Annotated in this window: 14 protein-coding genes; 11 read left to right on the top strand and 3 right to left on the bottom strand. The window is 65.3% G+C overall.

The genetic code is table 11. The features are described from left to right. Positions 1–39: 39 nt before the first annotated feature. The 3 genes from LGT41_RS04630 to LGT41_RS04620 all read right to left on the bottom strand — a co-directional run bounded on the left by LGT41_RS04630 (position 40) and on the right by LGT41_RS04620 (position 2,293). Complete coding sequence (locus tag LGT41_RS04630; protein WP_274128908.1) at positions 40–330, bottom strand: hypothetical protein; 291 nt, start codon at positions 328–330, stop codon at positions 40–42. Then, positions 324–1,373, bottom strand: a complete 1,050-nt coding sequence (hemH, locus tag LGT41_RS04625; RefSeq protein ID WP_274128907.1) for a ferrochelatase — start codon at positions 1,371–1,373, stop codon at positions 324–326. Before hemH ends, LGT41_RS04630 begins: the two co-directional genes overlap by 7 nt. Before the next feature lie 74 nt (positions 1,374–1,447). Then, positions 1,448–2,293: a methyltransferase domain-containing protein gene (locus LGT41_RS04620; protein WP_274128906.1), complete on the bottom strand. Its 846-nt coding sequence runs from the start codon at positions 2,291–2,293 to the stop codon at positions 1,448–1,450. Between LGT41_RS04620 and LGT41_RS04615 the strand changes: the two genes are divergently transcribed. The 11 genes from LGT41_RS04615 to addA all read left to right on the top strand — a co-directional run bounded on the left by LGT41_RS04615 (position 2,292) and on the right by addA (position 16,069). Further along, positions 2,292–3,074 (top strand): ComF family protein, encoded by a 783-nt coding sequence (locus LGT41_RS04615; RefSeq protein WP_274128905.1) that lies wholly within the window; start codon positions 2,292–2,294, stop codon positions 3,072–3,074. The genes LGT41_RS04620 and LGT41_RS04615 overlap by 2 nt on opposite strands. 45 nt (positions 3,075–3,119) lie before the next feature. Next, a complete protein-coding gene (gene grxC / locus LGT41_RS04610) occupies positions 3,120–3,377 on the top strand; it encodes a glutaredoxin 3 (protein WP_274128904.1) in 258 nt (85 codons plus the stop codon). Between the two features lie 2 nt (positions 3,378–3,379). Continuing rightward, entirely contained in the window at positions 3,380–4,201 is an 822-nt protein-coding gene (locus tag LGT41_RS04605; RefSeq protein WP_274129662.1) for a carbon-nitrogen hydrolase family protein, read from the top strand. A gap of 10 nt (positions 4,202–4,211) precedes the next feature. Continuing rightward, the gene (locus LGT41_RS04600) at positions 4,212–4,658 is read left to right on the top strand and encodes a MarR family winged helix-turn-helix transcriptional regulator (RefSeq protein WP_274128903.1); all 447 of its coding nucleotides are present in this window, start codon (positions 4,212–4,214) and stop codon (positions 4,656–4,658) included. A gap of 109 nt (positions 4,659–4,767) precedes the next feature. After that, positions 4,768–6,213 (top strand): sensor histidine kinase RegB, encoded by a 1,446-nt coding sequence (gene regB, locus LGT41_RS04595; protein ID WP_274128902.1) that lies wholly within the window; start codon positions 4,768–4,770, stop codon positions 6,211–6,213. 63 nt (positions 6,214–6,276) lie between these two features. Beyond that, positions 6,277–7,698 carry a PAS-domain containing protein gene (locus LGT41_RS04590; RefSeq protein WP_274128901.1) on the top strand — a complete coding sequence of 474 codons (1,422 nt, stop codon included), beginning with the start codon at positions 6,277–6,279 and terminating at the stop codon, positions 7,696–7,698. Positions 7,699–7,725: 27 nt separating this feature from the next. Beyond that, on the top strand, positions 7,726–8,217 hold the full coding sequence (gene tsaE, locus LGT41_RS04585) for a tRNA (adenosine(37)-N6)-threonylcarbamoyltransferase complex ATPase subunit type 1 TsaE (protein ID WP_274128900.1): 492 nt from the start codon (positions 7,726–7,728) through the stop codon (positions 8,215–8,217). Further along, positions 8,210–9,172 (top strand): aminoglycoside phosphotransferase family protein, encoded by a 963-nt coding sequence (locus tag LGT41_RS04580; protein WP_274128899.1) that lies wholly within the window; start codon positions 8,210–8,212, stop codon positions 9,170–9,172. Before tsaE ends, LGT41_RS04580 begins: the two co-directional genes overlap by 8 nt. After that, on the top strand, positions 9,169–9,855 hold the full coding sequence (locus tag LGT41_RS04575) for a nucleotidyltransferase family protein (RefSeq protein ID WP_274128898.1): 687 nt from the start codon (positions 9,169–9,171) through the stop codon (positions 9,853–9,855). The genes LGT41_RS04580 and LGT41_RS04575 overlap by 4 nt, the downstream gene beginning before the upstream one ends. Next, entirely contained in the window at positions 9,837–12,767 is a 2,931-nt protein-coding gene (locus LGT41_RS04570; RefSeq protein ID WP_274128897.1) for a PD-(D/E)XK nuclease family protein, read from the top strand. The genes LGT41_RS04575 and LGT41_RS04570 overlap by 19 nt, the downstream gene beginning before the upstream one ends. Further along, complete coding sequence (gene addA / locus LGT41_RS04565; protein ID WP_274128896.1) at positions 12,764–16,069, top strand: double-strand break repair helicase AddA; 3,306 nt, start codon at positions 12,764–12,766, stop codon at positions 16,067–16,069. The genes LGT41_RS04570 and addA overlap by 4 nt, the downstream gene beginning before the upstream one ends. Positions 16,070–16,115: the final 46 nt, after the last annotated feature.

Below are 16,115 nucleotides of genomic sequence, written 5' to 3'. Positions count from 1 at the left end.
CGGCCAATGGTCGGGGTTTTTGTTGCCTGCTACTGCGTGTTATACACGCAAATCCGAAGGGTCGAGGTCGTAATATCCGACCACGCAGCCAAGGCCCGTGGGCAGGTTCGGATAATTCTCGGCCACGGCGGCACGCGCCAGATCACCGTTTGAAAAGCGCATGGCCAGCGCCATTGCGGCGCGCGCTTCCGCATTACCCGCCACATCCTGGGCCAGGCGTGCCAGCTTGGCTTCAGCCGCGGTGCAGGCATTCGATGTGCCCTCGTAAAATTGCGGAAACAGCCAGCCCGCCGCGCCGACGAGGCCCACAAACAGCACAAGTTTCAGCATTGCAGCCACCCCGCCAATTCGCGCGCGGCTATACCGAACAGCGCATCCATATGGTCGTCACGATCATTCAGGCAGGGGATATAGGTGAAACTTTTGCCGCCCGCCGCTTCAAACGCTTCGGCAATCTCGCCCTGAATTTCTTCCAGCGTCTCAATGCAATCGGCGGCAAAGGCGGGGGAGACAACGGCGATATCATCCACACCCTGTTTGGCCAGATCGGCCACAAGCTCCACCGTCGCCGGCCCCACCCATTTTTCCGGCCCGAATTTTGATTGGAAGCTGGTCATCACCTCGCCCGCTTCCCAGCCAAGCCGTTCGGCCAGCAGCCGCGTGGTTTTCTGGCACTGGCAATGATAGGGGTCGCCCGCCAGCAAATACCGTTCCGGCACGCCGTGGTAGGAAATCACCAGCTTTTTGGGGCGGTTGGGCAGTTTTTCATAGGCCTGCTTCACCGAAGCCGTGAGCGCATCCAGATAGGTGGCATCCTCGAAATAGGCCGGCACCGTGCGCAGGGCAGGCTGCCAGTTCATCTCCATCAACGCACGAAACATCTGGTCATTCGCCGTGGCGGTGGTTGGTGCGGCATATTGCGGATAAAGCGGAAAGAACAGGATCCGGTCACAGCCCGCCTCCTGCATCTTTCTGGCGACGGTCTTGATATTCGGCTTGCCATAGCGCATGGCGAAATCGACCATCACCTCATCGCCGTAAGCCGCCTGTGCGCGCTGCGCGAATTTCGCCGTCTGGTCGCGCGTAATGGTCATCAGCGGCGATTCATTCTTTTCGTTGTTCCAGATCGTGGCATAGTTCTTGCCCGATTTGAACGGCCGGATGCTCAGGATGATCCCCTGCAAGATCGGCTGCCATTTCCAGGCCGGATAGTCGATCACCCGCTTGTCCGACAGAAATTCACTCAGATAGCGCCGCATCGGCCAGTAGCTCGTCGCCTCTGGCGTGCCAAGATTGGCCAGCAAGATGCCCACGCGGCGGCGGGGCAACCTGGGGTGGTCGGCAGGGGCGTGGTCGGGCCGGTTGGCGGGCATTCTGGAATCCTTCTAAACTTCACCGGAACCTAGTGCTTGCGCGGTGCAGGTCAATGGAAAACGCCCGAATGCGGCTATTTGCCAGCCTTCTCGCCCGCCGGGCGCTCCTCGGCGCCCAAGGCATCGGCCAGCCGCGCGGCGGCGGAACCGGGGCGCAGCGGTTTGGGTTGGTCGGGCGCGGGCGCCCAGCCTGTGAGAAACGCCACCTCGAATGTGGCGCGCACACCGCCATTGGCGCTGGGGAAATGCTGCGCATAAATTTCCGCCATCCGGCCCGGCAGCGCGCGCGGCATGGGCTTGCGCAGCCGCGCCGCCATCACATTGCTTTCGCCCATCGCCCGCAATTCCGCCATCAGGTGCAACGCGCTCGGATAGGTCACATCAAAGCGGCGGATATCGGCGACAGGCAGCGCAAAGCCTGCGCGTTGCAGCAAGCCGCCAAGGTCGCGCAGCTCGCCCATCGGCGCAATGCGGGGCGAAAGCCCGCCGGTCAGCTCCACCTCGGCCTCGGCCAAAGCGGCGCGCAGCTCGTGCAGGGTTTGCCCGCCGAACAGGGCCGCGACCAGCACACCATCGGGGCGCAGCGCGTGGCGGCATTGCACCAACTGGCCCACAGGGTCATTCGCCCAATGCAGGCCCAGCCCATGCACCACCAGATCATGCGCGCCCGGCCTTAGCGCCAATGTCTCGGCATCGGGCAGTGCAACCGCTGGCAGGCCGATGATTTCCGCCCAAAGCGGGGCTTGCCAGCCGATAATTGCGGCTTTGGTAAATGTTTTATTAACCTCTTGCAGCCTCTCCTCGATCTCGCCCGCAACGGCGCGGTGCAGAAAATCGGCCTGCCCGAAGCGGCTGCGCGCGCGGTCGCGGCGGCGGGCCAGAAGGGCTGGGTCGAACAGTTGGGGAGGCGGGCTAGACATGGGTGAACCTGACATTTTGCTACCCTTACCGCGCAAGCGCGCCGGGGTGAAGCCCCTGCTCAGCCATATCGCCAAAGTGTTGGGCCGCGTCTTCTATCCGCCCCGTTGCCTTGCCTGTGGCGAGCAGGTCGCCTCTGGCCCCGGCCTCTGCCCGCCCTGCTTCAACGAAATGCATTTCTTCGGCCCCAACCAGTGCAGCGGCTGCGGCCAGGCGCTCGACCGCCCCGGCCAGGCCTGTGCCGATTGTCACTACACCCCCATGCCCTGGGGGCGGGCGGCGGCGGTTTTCGCTTATGCGGGCAGCGGCAAGCGGCTGGTTCTGGCCTTCAAACATGCCGACAGATTGGACCTAGCCCCGCATCTGGCGCGCTGGCTGGCACGGACGGGGGGCGATATTCTGGCGAATGCCGATATCATCGCGCCCGTGCCGCTGCATTGGCGGCGCACGCAAAGCCGCCGCTATAACCAATCGGCCGAACTTGTGCGCCACCTGCCACTGCCTGCTTGCAGCAAGGCCCGGCGCATGTTCAGCCTGCTGAGCCGCCCCGAGGCAACACAAAGCCAGGAAGGGCTGAGCCGCGCGGCGCGGCGCGAAAACCTGCGCGGCAAGATCATCGCCACACCACGCCACGCGCCACATATAAAAGGTGCAAATATCGTGCTGGTCGATGATGTTCTGACCACCGGCGCCACGCTTTCTGCCGCAACCGAGGCCTGTTTTGCAAACGGTGCCGCATCTGTAAGCGTGCTTGTGCTGGCGCGTGTTGCGCCCAATGGTTAAGCGCCTATATTAGCCGCAAGGCACAACGCATAGTTCAGGTGAATCATGGTCAAAGTCGAAATCTATACCTCGCCCATTTGCGGCTATTGCCACGCGGCCAAACGCCTGCTCGGCCAAAAGGGCATCAGCTATGAGGAAATCGACGTTGTCGCCAACCCCGACAAACGCGCCGAAATGATGGCGCGCGCCCGCGGTGGCCGCACCGTGCCGCAAATCTTCATCAACGGCACCCATATCGGTGGCTGTGACGAGCTTTATGCGCTGGATAGCGCGGGCAAGCTCGACCCGCTTCTGGCCGCCTGATGCTGCGCGCCGGGCTCGTCCAGCTTAATTCCGGCGATGATCCGGCCGCAAACCTGCCCGAGATTCTCGGCTATATCAGCGCGGCGGCGGCGGGGGGTGCAACCTTCATCGCCACGCCCGAGGTCAGCAATATCGTCTCCTCGTCGCGCAGCCATCAGCGCGCTTTGCTGAAAACCGAAGCGCAGGATGAAACGCTTGCCGCACTTTGTGCCCAAACCGCAGCACTTGGCGTCTGGCTGCTGGTCGGCTCGCTGGCGCTGCTGTCGGATACACCGGGTGAGGCGCGTTTCGCCAACCGCTCGCTGCTGATCAACCCCGAAGGCCGCGTTGTAGCGCGTTATGACAAAATCCACATGTTCGATGTCGATCTGGATGGCGGCGAAACCTACCGCGAAAGCGCGGGCTTTGCCCCCGGCAGGCGCGCCGTGCTGGCCAAAACCGAGATTGGCCAAATCGGCATGACCGTCTGTTACGATATGCGCTTTGCATCGCTTTACCGCGCGCTGGCCAAGGCAGGCGCCGAGATCATCACAGCGCCCGCCGCCTTTACCGTGCCGACGGGGCGCGCGCATTGGCATGTTTTGCTGCGCGCCCGCGCCATTGAAACCGGCGCATTCATCATTGCACCTGCCCAATGCGGCCAGCATGTCGGGCGCAAAACCTATGGCCATTCGCTGGTGGTGAACCCCTGGGGCGAGGTGATTGCCGAAGCGGGCGAGACACCGGGCGTGACTTTTGCCGATATTGACCTTAATCAGGTAAAGGCGGCGCGCGCCCGTATTCCTTCGCTTGCCCATGATCGCGCGTTCGAATTGCCAGGATAAGGCCCGCAATATGACAGCTTCGCCCGTGAACGACCCTTTGGGCATTGCCCTGTTCAGCGAAATCACGATGGCCGACCAATTGGCCCGCGCCCAGCTTGCCCGGCACCTGCCCGGCGGGATGGAGGTTTCGCATTTCACGGTGCTGAACCATTTTGCCCGCCTTGGCGGCGAAAAGACCCCCGCGCAACTGGCGCGCATCTTCCATGTCACCAAGGCCGCGATGACCAACACTTTGGGCAAACTGTCTGAAGCGGGCTATGTGCATATCCGCCCCGATTGGGATGACGCCCGCAAAAAACGTGTCAGCCTGTCACCGGCAGGCCAGGCGGCGCGCGACGCCGCCGCCGAGGCGATTGCGCCGGTGTTTGAGAATGTCGTCCGCGAGCTTGGGGCCGAGCGCATCAAAACCATATTGCCGATCTTGCGCGAGTTGCGCGCCGCGCTCGACAAACCCTGACCCGAAGGCGCCAACCGCCTTGCCAAGGCACGCTCTGGCACTTTCGCAAAACAACGCCGGTTTGCGCGTGCCGCTGGTATGCGCAGATTTGGGCTGCTAGTCATCACGCATGGTAGATGCAAACGCCAAGCTGCTCGATTCCCGCTCGCGCGCCGGATGGCTGCGCCTGCGCACGCTTGTCAACTTGCGCTGGCTTGCCATTATCGGCCAGCTGGTTGCGGTGTTCTTTGCCTCTTATGTGCTTGAAATCTCGCTCCAGCTCGAATTGGGCCTGCTGGTCATCGCGCTCAGCGCGGCCTTCAACATTTCCAGCATACTGATCACCTCGGAAACCACGCGCCTGTCCAAACCGGCGGCGGTGTGGATCTTGCTGTTCGACCTTGGGCAACTTGGCGTTCTGCTCGGACTGTGTGGCGGCCTGACCAACCCTTTTGCCGCCCTGCTTCTGGCCCCGGTCGTCATTGCCGCCACGGCGCTTGGCACACGCCCCACGGCCATTCTGGTTCTGGCGGCAACCGGCGTCATCCTGTTGCTTGGCAGCTTTTACTACCCGTTGCGGCTGGCCGATGGCACCGTGCTGACCCCGCCGCCCTTGCTGGTCAGCGGCAATATCGCCGCACTGCTGATCGCCGTGGGGTTTGTGGCGCTTTACGCCCGCCGCGTCAGCCGCGAATCCGAGGCGATGTCGGATGCGCTTGTCGCCACGCAAATGGCGCTGGCGCGCGAACAACGCCTGACAGCGCTTGGCGGGGTTGTGGCCGCGGCCGCGCATGAGCTTGGCACGCCCCTGGCCACGATCAAGCTCGTCTCATCGGAATTGTTTGACGAGTTGGAAAACCACCCCGAACTGCGCGACGATGCCGCCTTGATCCGCGAACAGGCCGACCGTTGCCGCGATATCCTGCGCGATATGGGCCGCAGCGGCAAGGATGATGCGCTGCTGCGCCACGCCCCGGTGCTGACACTTGTGCAAGAGGCCGCCAGCCCCCATCGCAACCGCGGCAAGGCGGTGATCTTGCGCATTGACGGCAGGCTGGAGAACCACGACCCGGCCCACCAAACCCCCGACCAGCCCATCGTGCGCCGCGACCCCGAAACCATTCACGGGCTGCGCAACCTTGTGCAGAACGCCGTCGATTTCGCCGCGCAAACCGTGTGGATAGATATCGACTGGGATGCCCGCAGCCTGAAAATCCGCATTGGCGATGACGGGCAGGGCTATCCGCCCGACCTGATCGGCCGCATCGGCGACCCGTTTGTGCGCCGCCGCGCCTCGGCCCCGCAAAGCAGCGCCCAGCGCCCCGAATATGAAGGGATGGGCCTTGGCCTGTTCATTGCCAAAACCCTGCTGGAGCGCACGGGCGCACGGCTGACATTCGCCAATGGCTCGACCAGCCGCAACCCGCGCCCCGCCCGCAACCCGCGCCCCGGCGTGGCAGCCCTGGCCCGGCCCGGCGGCGCGATTGTCGAGGTTGTCTGGCCGCTGGAGCGGATTGCACAGCCCCGCGGGCAGGCGCAAATGCCGCTTGGGGCCAATCCGCGCAACGAGGCCTGAAGCCGCTTAACACTTTATTAAAATTGTTGGCTTAAACCTCTCTTAACAAAGGGAGATTTCGGCATGAGCCTTGTCGATGATTACCTGCAATCCTTCTTGGCCGCCAGCCTTGGCGAGCGGCTTGCGCTTGTTGCGCTGGTTCTGGCGCTGGCCATTGTGCTGCGCCAGGTGCTGCGCGCCCGCCAGCCCGATACGCCCGCCCCCGCCCTGGCCGCGCTTGGTGAACGGCTGGAAATGACCACGCGGCGCGCCGAAGCGGCCGAGGATGAGGCGCGCCAGCTTGCCAGCCTGCTCAACGCGCTGCCCGGCCCTGTCTGGCAACGCGATGCGACGGGGGTGCTGATCTGGGCCAACAGGTGTTTTCATGGCCTGAGCAGCGCCGATATTGCCGCGCTGGATGCGGCTGCGCCGGGCGATCTGGTGCGCCCGACCACGGCGCAAATGCAGGTTTTTGAACGTGGCGGCGGCCCCTTGGAAGGCGGGCAGGGCGCGGAGTCTCCCCAATTCGCCCTGCCCGCCGACCGGCTTTTTGAAACGCAGAACGCGCTGAAACGCTTTGTCGAAACCCTTACGCAGACCTTCGCGCATCTGCCCATTGGCCTTGCGATTTTTGATGCTGACCGCAGGCTTGGCGTGTTCAACCCCGCTTTGTCCGACCTGCTCAGGCTCGACCCGGCCTGGCTGGCGGCCCGCCCGCGCTTTCGTGGCGTCATGGAAAAGCTGCGCGACACGGGCCATATGTCGCAAGGGGCCGATTTCCAGTCATGGCTCGAACAGTTGCAGGCCATTGAGCAGGGCGCCGCCACGACCGGCTATACCGATACCTGGGTTCTGCCCGGCGGGGGTGCGCTGCGGGTGACGGGGCGGCCGCATATCGACGGGGCCCTGGCCTTCGTCTTCGAGGATATGACCCATATTTCGCAGGCTGAAACCCGCCATCGCAGCGAAATCGCGCTTGGTCAGGCGATACTCGACCATATGTCCGAATCCATCGCGGTATTTGACACGACCGGGGCGCTGCTCTTCGCCAATCAAAGCTTCGACAGGCTCTGGCAGCTCGAATCCACGACCACGCTGGCCGGCCCGGCCATTCATGCGCTCATCAAACAATGGCAGCGCTACGGCGGCACCGCGCAAGACTGGGCGCGGCTGGCCTGCCAGGTCAGTGGCAATGACGCGCGTCAGGGCGGGCAGATGCTGCTGAACCATCCCGATGCGGGCGCGTTGCTTTGCCTGTGGCACACCATGCCCGAAGGCTCGACGCTGGTCTATTTCAAACCCCCGCCACAGCCCGCGCATTGGCCCAGGCTCATCGCGCCGCTGGCGCGTGCTTTGACCCCCGGCCATCTGCTGGAAAATGATCTGCCGGTCCTGGGCGAGGGCGTGGGCGACAAGGCCGAACTTTTGGCGCTGCGTTCGGCTGTTCTGGGCCTTATGGCACAGGCAGATATGCCCTTTCCCGAGCAAGAAGAGCTGGCGACATAGCCGCAGCCACTTGCGCGCGGCGCGCCCATGTTGAATTGTGGCGCCATGCCGCTATCGCCCGTCCAGTTTCCCGCCCGAACGCCCGCACAGACCGCCGCCCTTGCCTTGCGGCTGGCCGGCCTGCTGCGCAGCGGCGATACCGTGCTGCTCGAAGGTCCGGTCGGGGCCGGCAAAACCCATTTCGCCCGCGCCCTTATCCAGGCCTGGCTTGGCCGGGCCGAAGACGTGCCCTCGCCCAGCTTCACGCTTGTGCAGACCTATGCAAGGGGTGACGAGATGCTTTGGCACAGCGACCTTTACCGCCTGAGCAGCCCGCAAGAGATTGACGAGCTTGGCCTGTTCGAGGCGTTTGAAAGCGCCATCTGCCTTGTTGAATGGCCCGACCGTCTGGGGGCCGAAACCCCGCCCCGCCATCTGCGCATCACCCTTGCCCAGGGCACCAAAGATGATCTGCGCGACATCACCCTCACCCCAAAGGGCGACTGGGCGCATATCGCCGTAGCGCTGCGCGATGATTGACGCCTTCCTTGCCATACAGGGCTGGGGCGGCGCGCAGCAAACCCCGCTTACCGCCGATGCCTCGGCGCGGTGCTATATCCGCCTGCAAAAGCCGCGCGCGCAGGCGGTGCTGATGGTTGCGCCGCCTGCAACCGCCGGCCCGCAAACCCGGTTTGTCGACATGGCCAACTGGCTGCGCGCCAGCGGTTTTTCGGCCCCTGAAATTCTGGCGCATGACGCAGGCGCGGGCCTGATGCTGCTGGAGGATTTCGGCGATGATGCGCTGCTGAACCATCTGGGCCAGCCCAGCGCCACCACGCGCTATGAAGCGGCGGTCGACCTGCTGTTCAGCCTTCAGCACCAGGCGCCGCCCGCCTTTCTGCCCGCCTATAGCGCCGAAATTCTGGCCGAAGAGGCCGGCCGCCTGCTGCTCTGGTATTACCCCGCCGCCACCGGCCAGCCCGCCAGCCCCGATTTCACCGCCGCCTTTCAGGCCGAACTCGCCGCCGCCCTGGCGCCGTTCATGGGCGAAAAACCCGTGACCGTGCTGCGCGACTATCACGGCCAGAACCTGCACTGGCTGGGGCTGCGCCACGGCACCAAACGCATCGGGTTGCTCGACTTTCAGGATGCGCTTTCCGGCCACCCCGCCTATGACCTCGCCGCGCTGCTGGGCGATGTGCGCGGCACCGTGCCGCCCGCGTTGGCGCGCGCCCTCACCGCGCGCTACATCGCCAAATCCGGCCAGAACCCTGCCGACTTCCATGCCGCCCTTGCCGCTTTCGGCGCCCAGCGCGCGCTCAAGATCCTTGGCCTGTTCGTGCGGTTGGCGCAGCGCGATGGCAAACCGCACTATCTGCGCCTTTTGCCGCGCACATGGGCCGTGCTGCAAACCGCACTCGCCCATCCGGACCTTGCCCCGCTGGCCCGCTTCATTGCCAAACACATCCCCCCGCCGGAAGGTCTGCGCCTATGAGTCTGCCGCTGATGATTTTCGCCGCGGGCCGTGGCACGCGCATGGGCGCACTTGGCGCAAACCACCCCAAGGCGCTGCTGCCCATTGCAGGCCGCCCGTTGCTGGGCCACGCGCTTGGCGTGGCGCGCTCGGCCCAGGCCAGCCCCATCGTCATCAACACCCATCACCATGCAGAGCAGATCGTCGCGCATCTGAAGGGTGCGCCCGACATCATTCTTTCCCATGAGCCGGACCTGCTGGAAACCGGCGGCGGGCTGAAGGCCGCGCGCTCCCTGCTTGGCCCCGGCCCCGCCTTCACGCTGAATGCCGATGCGGTCTGGAAAGGCCCCAACCCGCTTGCCCAGCTTGCCGCCGCCTTCGCCCCTGCCGAAATGGATGCCCTGCTCCTCCTCGCCCCGACGTCCGCCGCACTCGCCAGCGGGCCGGGCGATTTTTTTCTGGAGGGCGGGAAATTGCGCCGTCGTGGGGCTGGCGCGACCGCGCCCTTCATCTACACTGGGGCGCAGATCATCCGGCCAGACCTGGCCGAACAGGTGCAGGGGCGCAGCTTTTCCATGAATATCATCTGGGATCAGATCATCGCCAGCGGCCGCGCCTATGGGCTGGTCATGCAGGGCGGCTGGCGCGATGTCGGCACGCCCGAGGCGCTTGCCGCCGCCGAGACATGGCTCGCCGCGCCATGATGTTTGCGCCGCAAACCACCCCCCGCGTCTTCGCCCTGCCCCCCGGTGCGGGCTTTGCACAGGCGCTGGTCGATGGGCTTGCCACCCGCCTGTCGGGCCAGCCGCCCGAGGCTTGGGCGCGCATCACGCTCTGGGTCAATACCCGCCGCACGGCGCGGGCGATCGAACAGATCATGGCTGGGCGCGGCGCCAGCCTGCTGCCGAATATCCGCGTGCTGGCCGATCTTTCCAAAGACATCGCGCCGCTGCCCGCCGCCCCCGATGCGCTTTCCCGCCAGCTTGACCTTGCCGCACTGGTGCGCAGCTACCAGCTTGCGCGCGGCCAAAGCCCGCAGCCCGCAATGGTGCTGGACCTTGCGCAATCATTGGCCGATCTGCTGGATGAGCTGGAGGGTGAGGGGCTTACCCCCGCCGTCTTTGAAAAGATCGATGCGACAAGCCTGTCGCGCCACTGGGTCGAAAACCGCGAATTCCTTGGTATTTTGCAACACTACCTGTCCAGCCTTGGCCTGCCCTATTCGGGGGCGGAAGGGCGGCGGCGTGCGGTGGTCGATACGCTGGCCGCGCGTTGGCAAACAAAACCGCCGCAAGGCCCGGTTCTGGTGGCAGGCTCCACCGGCTCGCGCGCCGCAACCCGCGCCTTCATGGCTGCCGTTGCGCGCCTGCCACAAGGCGCGGTCATCCTGCCGGGGCTGGATGCCCAACCGCCCGGCGCGATGCCGCCCGGTGGCCCCGGCGCCGACCATCCGCAAGCCGCTTTGCTGGCCACGCTCGCCGCTCTTGGCGCGGACCAGCCGGTTGCGGCATGGCATTCGGCCCCCGTGCCAAACCCCGTGCCCAACCCCGTGCGCGCCGCACTCGTCTCGCTTGCTTTGCGCCCTGCACCTGTCACCGACCAATGGCTTGCCGAAGGTCCGGCGCTTCTACCCGGCTTGCAAAACGCAACCGAATCCCTGTCGCTCATCACCGCCGACAGCACGCGGCACGAGGCGCTGGCCATCGCCTGTGCTTTGCGCGAAGCAGCGGATGCGGGCCAGCGCGCCGCGCTCATCACGCCCGACCGCAACCTCGCCCGCCGCGTTGGCATTGCGCTGACCCGCTGGAACATCGAGGCCGATGACAGTGCAGGCCAGCCCCTGCACCTCTCGCCCCCCGGCCTATTGTTGCGGCTGCTGGCCGAAGACACGCAAGCCGGCATCAGCCCCGTGCGCCTGCTCGACATCCTCAAACACCCGCTGGTGGGCGGGCAGGGCGCGGCGCGCGGCGCGCATTTGCAATTGACCCGCGCGCTTGAACACCAGGTGCTGCGTGGCGGCCCGCCCCAACTTGGCCCCGACGATCTGGCCATTTGGGCAGGCGATGACCCCGTGCGAAAAAACTGGGTGGCAGAAATCACTCCGGCGCTGTTTCCGCCCGCCAGCGAATCACAGCGCCTGTTCGATTGGGTCGCAAGCCTGCGCGCCCGCGCCACAGCGCTTGGCCCCGAGGCCGTATGGGATAAGGAGGCCGGCGAGCGCGCCCTCGCCCTGTTGGAGCAGTTGCAATCCGGCAGCGCCAGCGCCGCGCCGCAACCCCCCGCAATCTGGGCCGCGCTTCTGCTGCGCCAGATGCAACGGGTGGAGCTGCGCGGTGCCGCCTTCCTGCCGCACCCCAACATCGCCATCTGGGGCCCGCTTGAAGCGCGCGTGCAATCCGCCGATCTGCTTATTCTTGGTGGGCTGACCGAAGGCGTCTGGCCCGCGCGCCTTGCCGAAGACCATTGGCTCAGCCGCCAGATGCGCGCGCAAATCGACCTGCCCTTGCCAGAGCTGCGCATCGGCCTTGCCGCGCATGATTTTCAATGCGCGCTGGCCGCCCCGCGCGTGATCCTGTCGCGCCCGCTGCGCGATGGCGATAGCGAAACCCTGCCCGCCCGCTGGCTGCTGCGCCTTACCAACCTGCTGCAGGGTCTGGGCGACACCGGCAAGGCCGCGCTTGAGGCGATGCAAACGCGCGGCGCGGTCTACACCAGCCTCGCCGCGCGGCTCGACCGCCCCGAAGCGCCCATCGCGCCCGCCCCGCGCCCCAGCCCGGCCCCGCCCGTTGCGGCGCGCCCCAACCAGCTTTCCGTCACCGCCATCGAAAAGCTCATCACCGACCCTTATGCCGTTTACGCCTCCAAAATCCTGAAGCTTTCTGCGCTCGACCCGTTAGGGCGCGCGCCCGATGCGCGCGAACGTGGCACCGCGCTGCACAGCATTCTGGCGCATCTGATGCCGCGCATCCCCGACCCTGTGCCCGATACTTTGCCCGACAGCCTGCGCGCCGAAATCATTGCGCGCTTCGAAGCCGGCGTGCCCTGGCCCGCCACACGGCGCGAATGGCAGGCGCGGCTGTTCGGCGCGCTCGACTTTCTGCTTGCCAGCGAAAGAACCCGCCGCGAGGCCGCAAGGCCGCTGGCGGTGGAGCGCAGCGGCGCGCTGCCGCTCACCATTGCAGGCGCAGCCTTCACCCTCACCGCCAAGGCCGACCGGATCGACCGCGCCGCCGATGGCAGCATCGCGCTGTATGACTATAAAACCGGCGCCACCCCCAACCAGACGGCGGCCAACCACACCGCCGTGCAACTGCCGCTGGAAGGGCTGATCGCTGCGGCGGGCGGTTTTAGCGATGTGCCCGCTGGTCCGGCTGAAACACTCGGCTATATCCTGCTTGGCGCGCAAAGAACCACCGCGCCTGATGGCAAGCAAACCGTGCTGACCAATCTGGCCGAAAACCTTGTCGCCCTGCTCACCGCCTATGCCGACGCAGCACAGGGCTACACCGCCCGCGCCCGCCACGAATTGCTGCCTTATCCGGGCGATTACGACCAGCTGTCGCGCTTGGGCGAATGGGATGATGGCGCGCCGACAGCACCGGAGCCGCTGCCATGACCACACCGGAAATCGACCGCGCCACAAAAGCCCAACACGCCGCCGCCCGCCCCGATATCTCAAGCTGGATCACCGCCAATGCCGGCTCCGGCAAAACCTCGGTGCTGATCAACCGCGTGGCGCGCATTCTGCTGGGCGGCACCCCGCCCGCGCGCATCCTGTGCCTCACCTATACCAAGGCCGCTGCCGCCGAAATGCAGAACCGGCTGTTCACGCAGCTTGGCGCATGGTCGATGCTGCCCGATTCCGCCCTGCGCAAGGCGCTCGGCAAACTTGGCGCCGGCATGGTCGACGCCGCCGCCCTCATCGAGGCCCGCCGCCTGTTTGCCCGCGCGCTCGAAACCCCCGGCGGGCTGAAGATCCAGACCATCCACGCCTTTTGCGAATCGCTTCTGCGCCGTTTTCCGCTGGAAGCCGGGCTGTCACCCAGTTTCGAACTGCTTGATGACCGCGCCGCCGAACTGCTCCGCCGCGATATCCGCGATGAAATGGCCATAGGCGATGACCTGCCCCTGCTCGACGCCATGCTCGCCCAATCCGGGCAGGTCGACGAGGTGACAAAGGAAATCCTCAAACATCAGGATGCGTTCGCGCAGAAGCCAAACCGCGCAGCACTGGCCAAAGCCCTTGGCATTGCACCCGATCTGAGCGCCACCTCCATCCTCTCCACCGCGATGCAAGATTTTTCCGATAGCGATATCAACGCCATTGCCAGCATCCTCGCCAAGGGCACGAAAACCGAGCAGAACGCCGCCGCCATGCTTGGCCTGCGCAGCAGCGACCCTGCCGAAGCCGCGCTTGCCGCCTTCATTTCCGGCTTTCTTACCAAGGCGGGCACACCCTATAAAACCGGCCTTCCGGGGGCTGAAACCAAGAAAATGCCCGATGCCGCCAGCCGCGTTGAAACCCTCGTTGCCCGCGCCGAAGCGGCCAGCCAAGCGCTCAACGCCCTCAACGCGCTGGAACGCGGCCTTACGCTGCACCGCTTTGCCCGCGCATTCCTTGCCCGTTACCGCGCCGCCAAAGCCCGACGCCAGCGGCTGGAGTTTGATGACCTCATCCGCCACGCCAGCGCGCTGCTGCACCAATCCGACATGGCGGCTTGGGTGCTTTACCGGCTCGATGGCGGCATCGACCATATCCTGATTGACGAGGCGCAGGACACAAGCCTTGCGCAATGGCGCATTTTTGAAACATTGGCCGAAGAGATCATGGCCGGGCTGGGTGCTGCGCCCGAACGCGCGCGCACGCTGTTTGTGGTGGGCGATATCAAGCAATCCATCTTCTCCTTCCAAGGGGCCGACCCGGCGGCCTTTTCAACCATGCAAACGCATCTGGCCGCACGGCTGGCGGCGCGTGAAACCCCGATGCAGGAAACCAGCCTGCGCCATTCCTTCCGCTCGGCCACGCCGATTCTGGCGCTGGTCGATGCGGTTGCAGCCCCTGTTGAAGCCGGGCTTGGTGGCCCCTCGGCCCATGCGCCCGCCTATCCCGACCTGCCCGGCCGGATCGACATCCACCCCTTTGTAAAGGCCGAAGACAAGCCCGAAACCGCCCCGCTATTCGAGTTCACCCTCACCCCGCCCCATCCGGACCCGGAGCGTTTGCTGGCCGAGAAAATCGCCGATGACATCGCTACGATGATCGCCACAAAAACCCTGCTGCCCGCCAAGAACCGCCCCGTGCGGGCGGGCGATTTTCTGATTCTGGTGCAGCGGCGCAAGGTGCTTTACAAAACCCTGATCCGCGCGCTCAAGGCTCGCGGTGTTGCCGTGGCCGGGGCCGACAGGCTGACCCTGGGTGAAGACCTGGCCGTGGCCGATGTTATCATGGCACTGAAATTCGCCGCTTGCCCCGAGGATGATCTGGCGCTTGCCACCGTGCTGCGCTCGCCGCTCATCGGCTGGACCGAGTCGCAGCTTTTCACCCTTGCGCATAGGCGCAGCGGCGGGTTGTGGCCCGCGCTGCACGCCCAAGGCGCGCCCAAAATGCTGGCCGACCTGCTGGCACGGGCCGATTTCCAGCGCCCTTACGAGCTGATCGAGCTTATCCTGCAAAAGCATAATGGCCGCAGCAATCTGCTCGCCCGTTTGGGCAGCGAATGCGAAGATGCGCTCGACGAATTGCTCGTGCAGGCGCTGGCATACGAGGCGGCTGACATTCCCACGCTGGGCGGGTTTCTTGAATGGTTCGAAAGCGGCGATACCGAGATCAAGCGCCAGGTTGACAAGGCCAGCGACCAGTTGCGCGTGATGAGCGTGCATGGCGCCAAGGGGCTGGAATCGCCCATCGTTATCCTGCCCGATACGGCTAAGCTCGATCTCGCCAACAGCCCCAACATCATCACGCTCGGCGATCAGGCTGTGGCATGGGGCAAGTCAGCCGATGTAAACCCTCCTGTCGTGCAGGTTGCGGTTGCGGCCAGCCGCGAGGCTGAAATGCATGAACGCCAGCGCCTGCTTTATGTCGCCATGACCCGCGCCGAAAGCTGGCTCATCGTCTATGGCGCAGGCGCGCGCGGCACCGCTGAAAAGCCGTGCTGGTATGACCAGATTGCGACAGCCGCGCGCGCGATGCCGGGCGCGGAAATTGATGGCGAAGCCATCACCCTGCGCCATAACTGGGCTGCAGCGGGTGCGACCAGCGACGCGCCCACCGCGCCAGACGCCGCGCCCGAACCGCCCGCATGGTTCACCACCGCTGCCGCCACGCCCCCGCGCCCCGCCAGTCGGCTTTCACCCTCACAGCTCGGCGGCGCCCATGCCCTGCCCGGCGCCGATGGGCTGATGGCCGACGAGGCGCTGGCCTATGGCACGGCCCTGCACGCATTGCTGGAACAGATCATCGCGCTCGACCCCGAAGCGCGGGCAGAGGCCATTGCCGCGCTGCGCCCTGAAATCGGCATGGAGGCCGAAGCCGCACAGCTTCTGATCAGCCCCGACATGCGCAAGCTGCTGGAGGCGGCCCCGCTGGCCGAGGTTGCATTCGCGTGTCATATCAAAGATTTGGGCGATATTTCCGGCCGCATCGACCTGCTGGAAATCAGCGAGTCCACCGTCACCGCCTATGATTTCAAGACCAACCGCAACCTGCCCGCCCGCCCCGAGGATACGCCCGAAGCCCTGCTGCGGCAGATGGCCAGCTACCGCGCGGCGCTTGCGCAAATCTACCCCACACGTAAAATTGAGACGGCGATTATCTGGACAAAAACCGCACAAATCATGCCACTTGGCCACGCCATCACCGATGCCGCCCTCATGCGCGCTGTGGCAGATGCCCGGGTTGTCGCCAGCGCGCCTTGACGCCGCTACATCTGCTGCTTAGGTTCCTTGCTGAGCCCATATATAG

Source organism: Abyssibius alkaniclasticus, assembly GCF_020447305.1.
Lineage (GTDB): Bacteria > Pseudomonadota > Alphaproteobacteria > Rhodobacterales > Rhodobacteraceae > Abyssibius > Abyssibius alkaniclasticus.
The sequence above is the reverse complement of the archived record's forward strand: the minus strand, read 5'-3'. Positions and strand labels throughout refer to the sequence as shown.

Coding starts and splice junctions, on each gene's coding strand:
- LGT41_RS04630 (WP_274128908.1), bottom strand. CDS start 330: ATGCTGAAACTTGTGCTGTTTGTGGGCCTCGTCGGCGCGGCGGGCTGG.
- hemH (WP_274128907.1), bottom strand. CDS start 1,373: ATGCCCGCCAACCGGCCCGACCACGCCCCTGCCGACCACCCCAGGTTG.
- LGT41_RS04615 (WP_274128905.1), top strand. CDS start 2,292: ATGGGTGAACCTGACATTTTGCTACCCTTACCGCGCAAGCGCGCCGGG.
- LGT41_RS04620 (WP_274128906.1), bottom strand. CDS start 2,293: ATGTCTAGCCCGCCTCCCCAACTGTTCGACCCAGCCCTTCTGGCCCGC.
- grxC (WP_274128904.1), top strand. CDS start 3,120: ATGGTCAAAGTCGAAATCTATACCTCGCCCATTTGCGGCTATTGCCAC.
- LGT41_RS04600 (WP_274128903.1), top strand. CDS start 4,212: ATGACAGCTTCGCCCGTGAACGACCCTTTGGGCATTGCCCTGTTCAGC.
- regB (WP_274128902.1), top strand. CDS start 4,768: ATGGTAGATGCAAACGCCAAGCTGCTCGATTCCCGCTCGCGCGCCGGA.
- LGT41_RS04590 (WP_274128901.1), top strand. CDS start 6,277: ATGAGCCTTGTCGATGATTACCTGCAATCCTTCTTGGCCGCCAGCCTT.
- tsaE (WP_274128900.1), top strand. CDS start 7,726: ATGTTGAATTGTGGCGCCATGCCGCTATCGCCCGTCCAGTTTCCCGCC.
- LGT41_RS04580 (WP_274128899.1), top strand. CDS start 8,210: ATGATTGACGCCTTCCTTGCCATACAGGGCTGGGGCGGCGCGCAGCAA.
- LGT41_RS04575 (WP_274128898.1), top strand. CDS start 9,169: ATGAGTCTGCCGCTGATGATTTTCGCCGCGGGCCGTGGCACGCGCATG.
- LGT41_RS04570 (WP_274128897.1), top strand. CDS start 9,837: ATGGCTCGCCGCGCCATGATGTTTGCGCCGCAAACCACCCCCCGCGTC.
- addA (WP_274128896.1), top strand. CDS start 12,764: ATGACCACACCGGAAATCGACCGCGCCACAAAAGCCCAACACGCCGCC.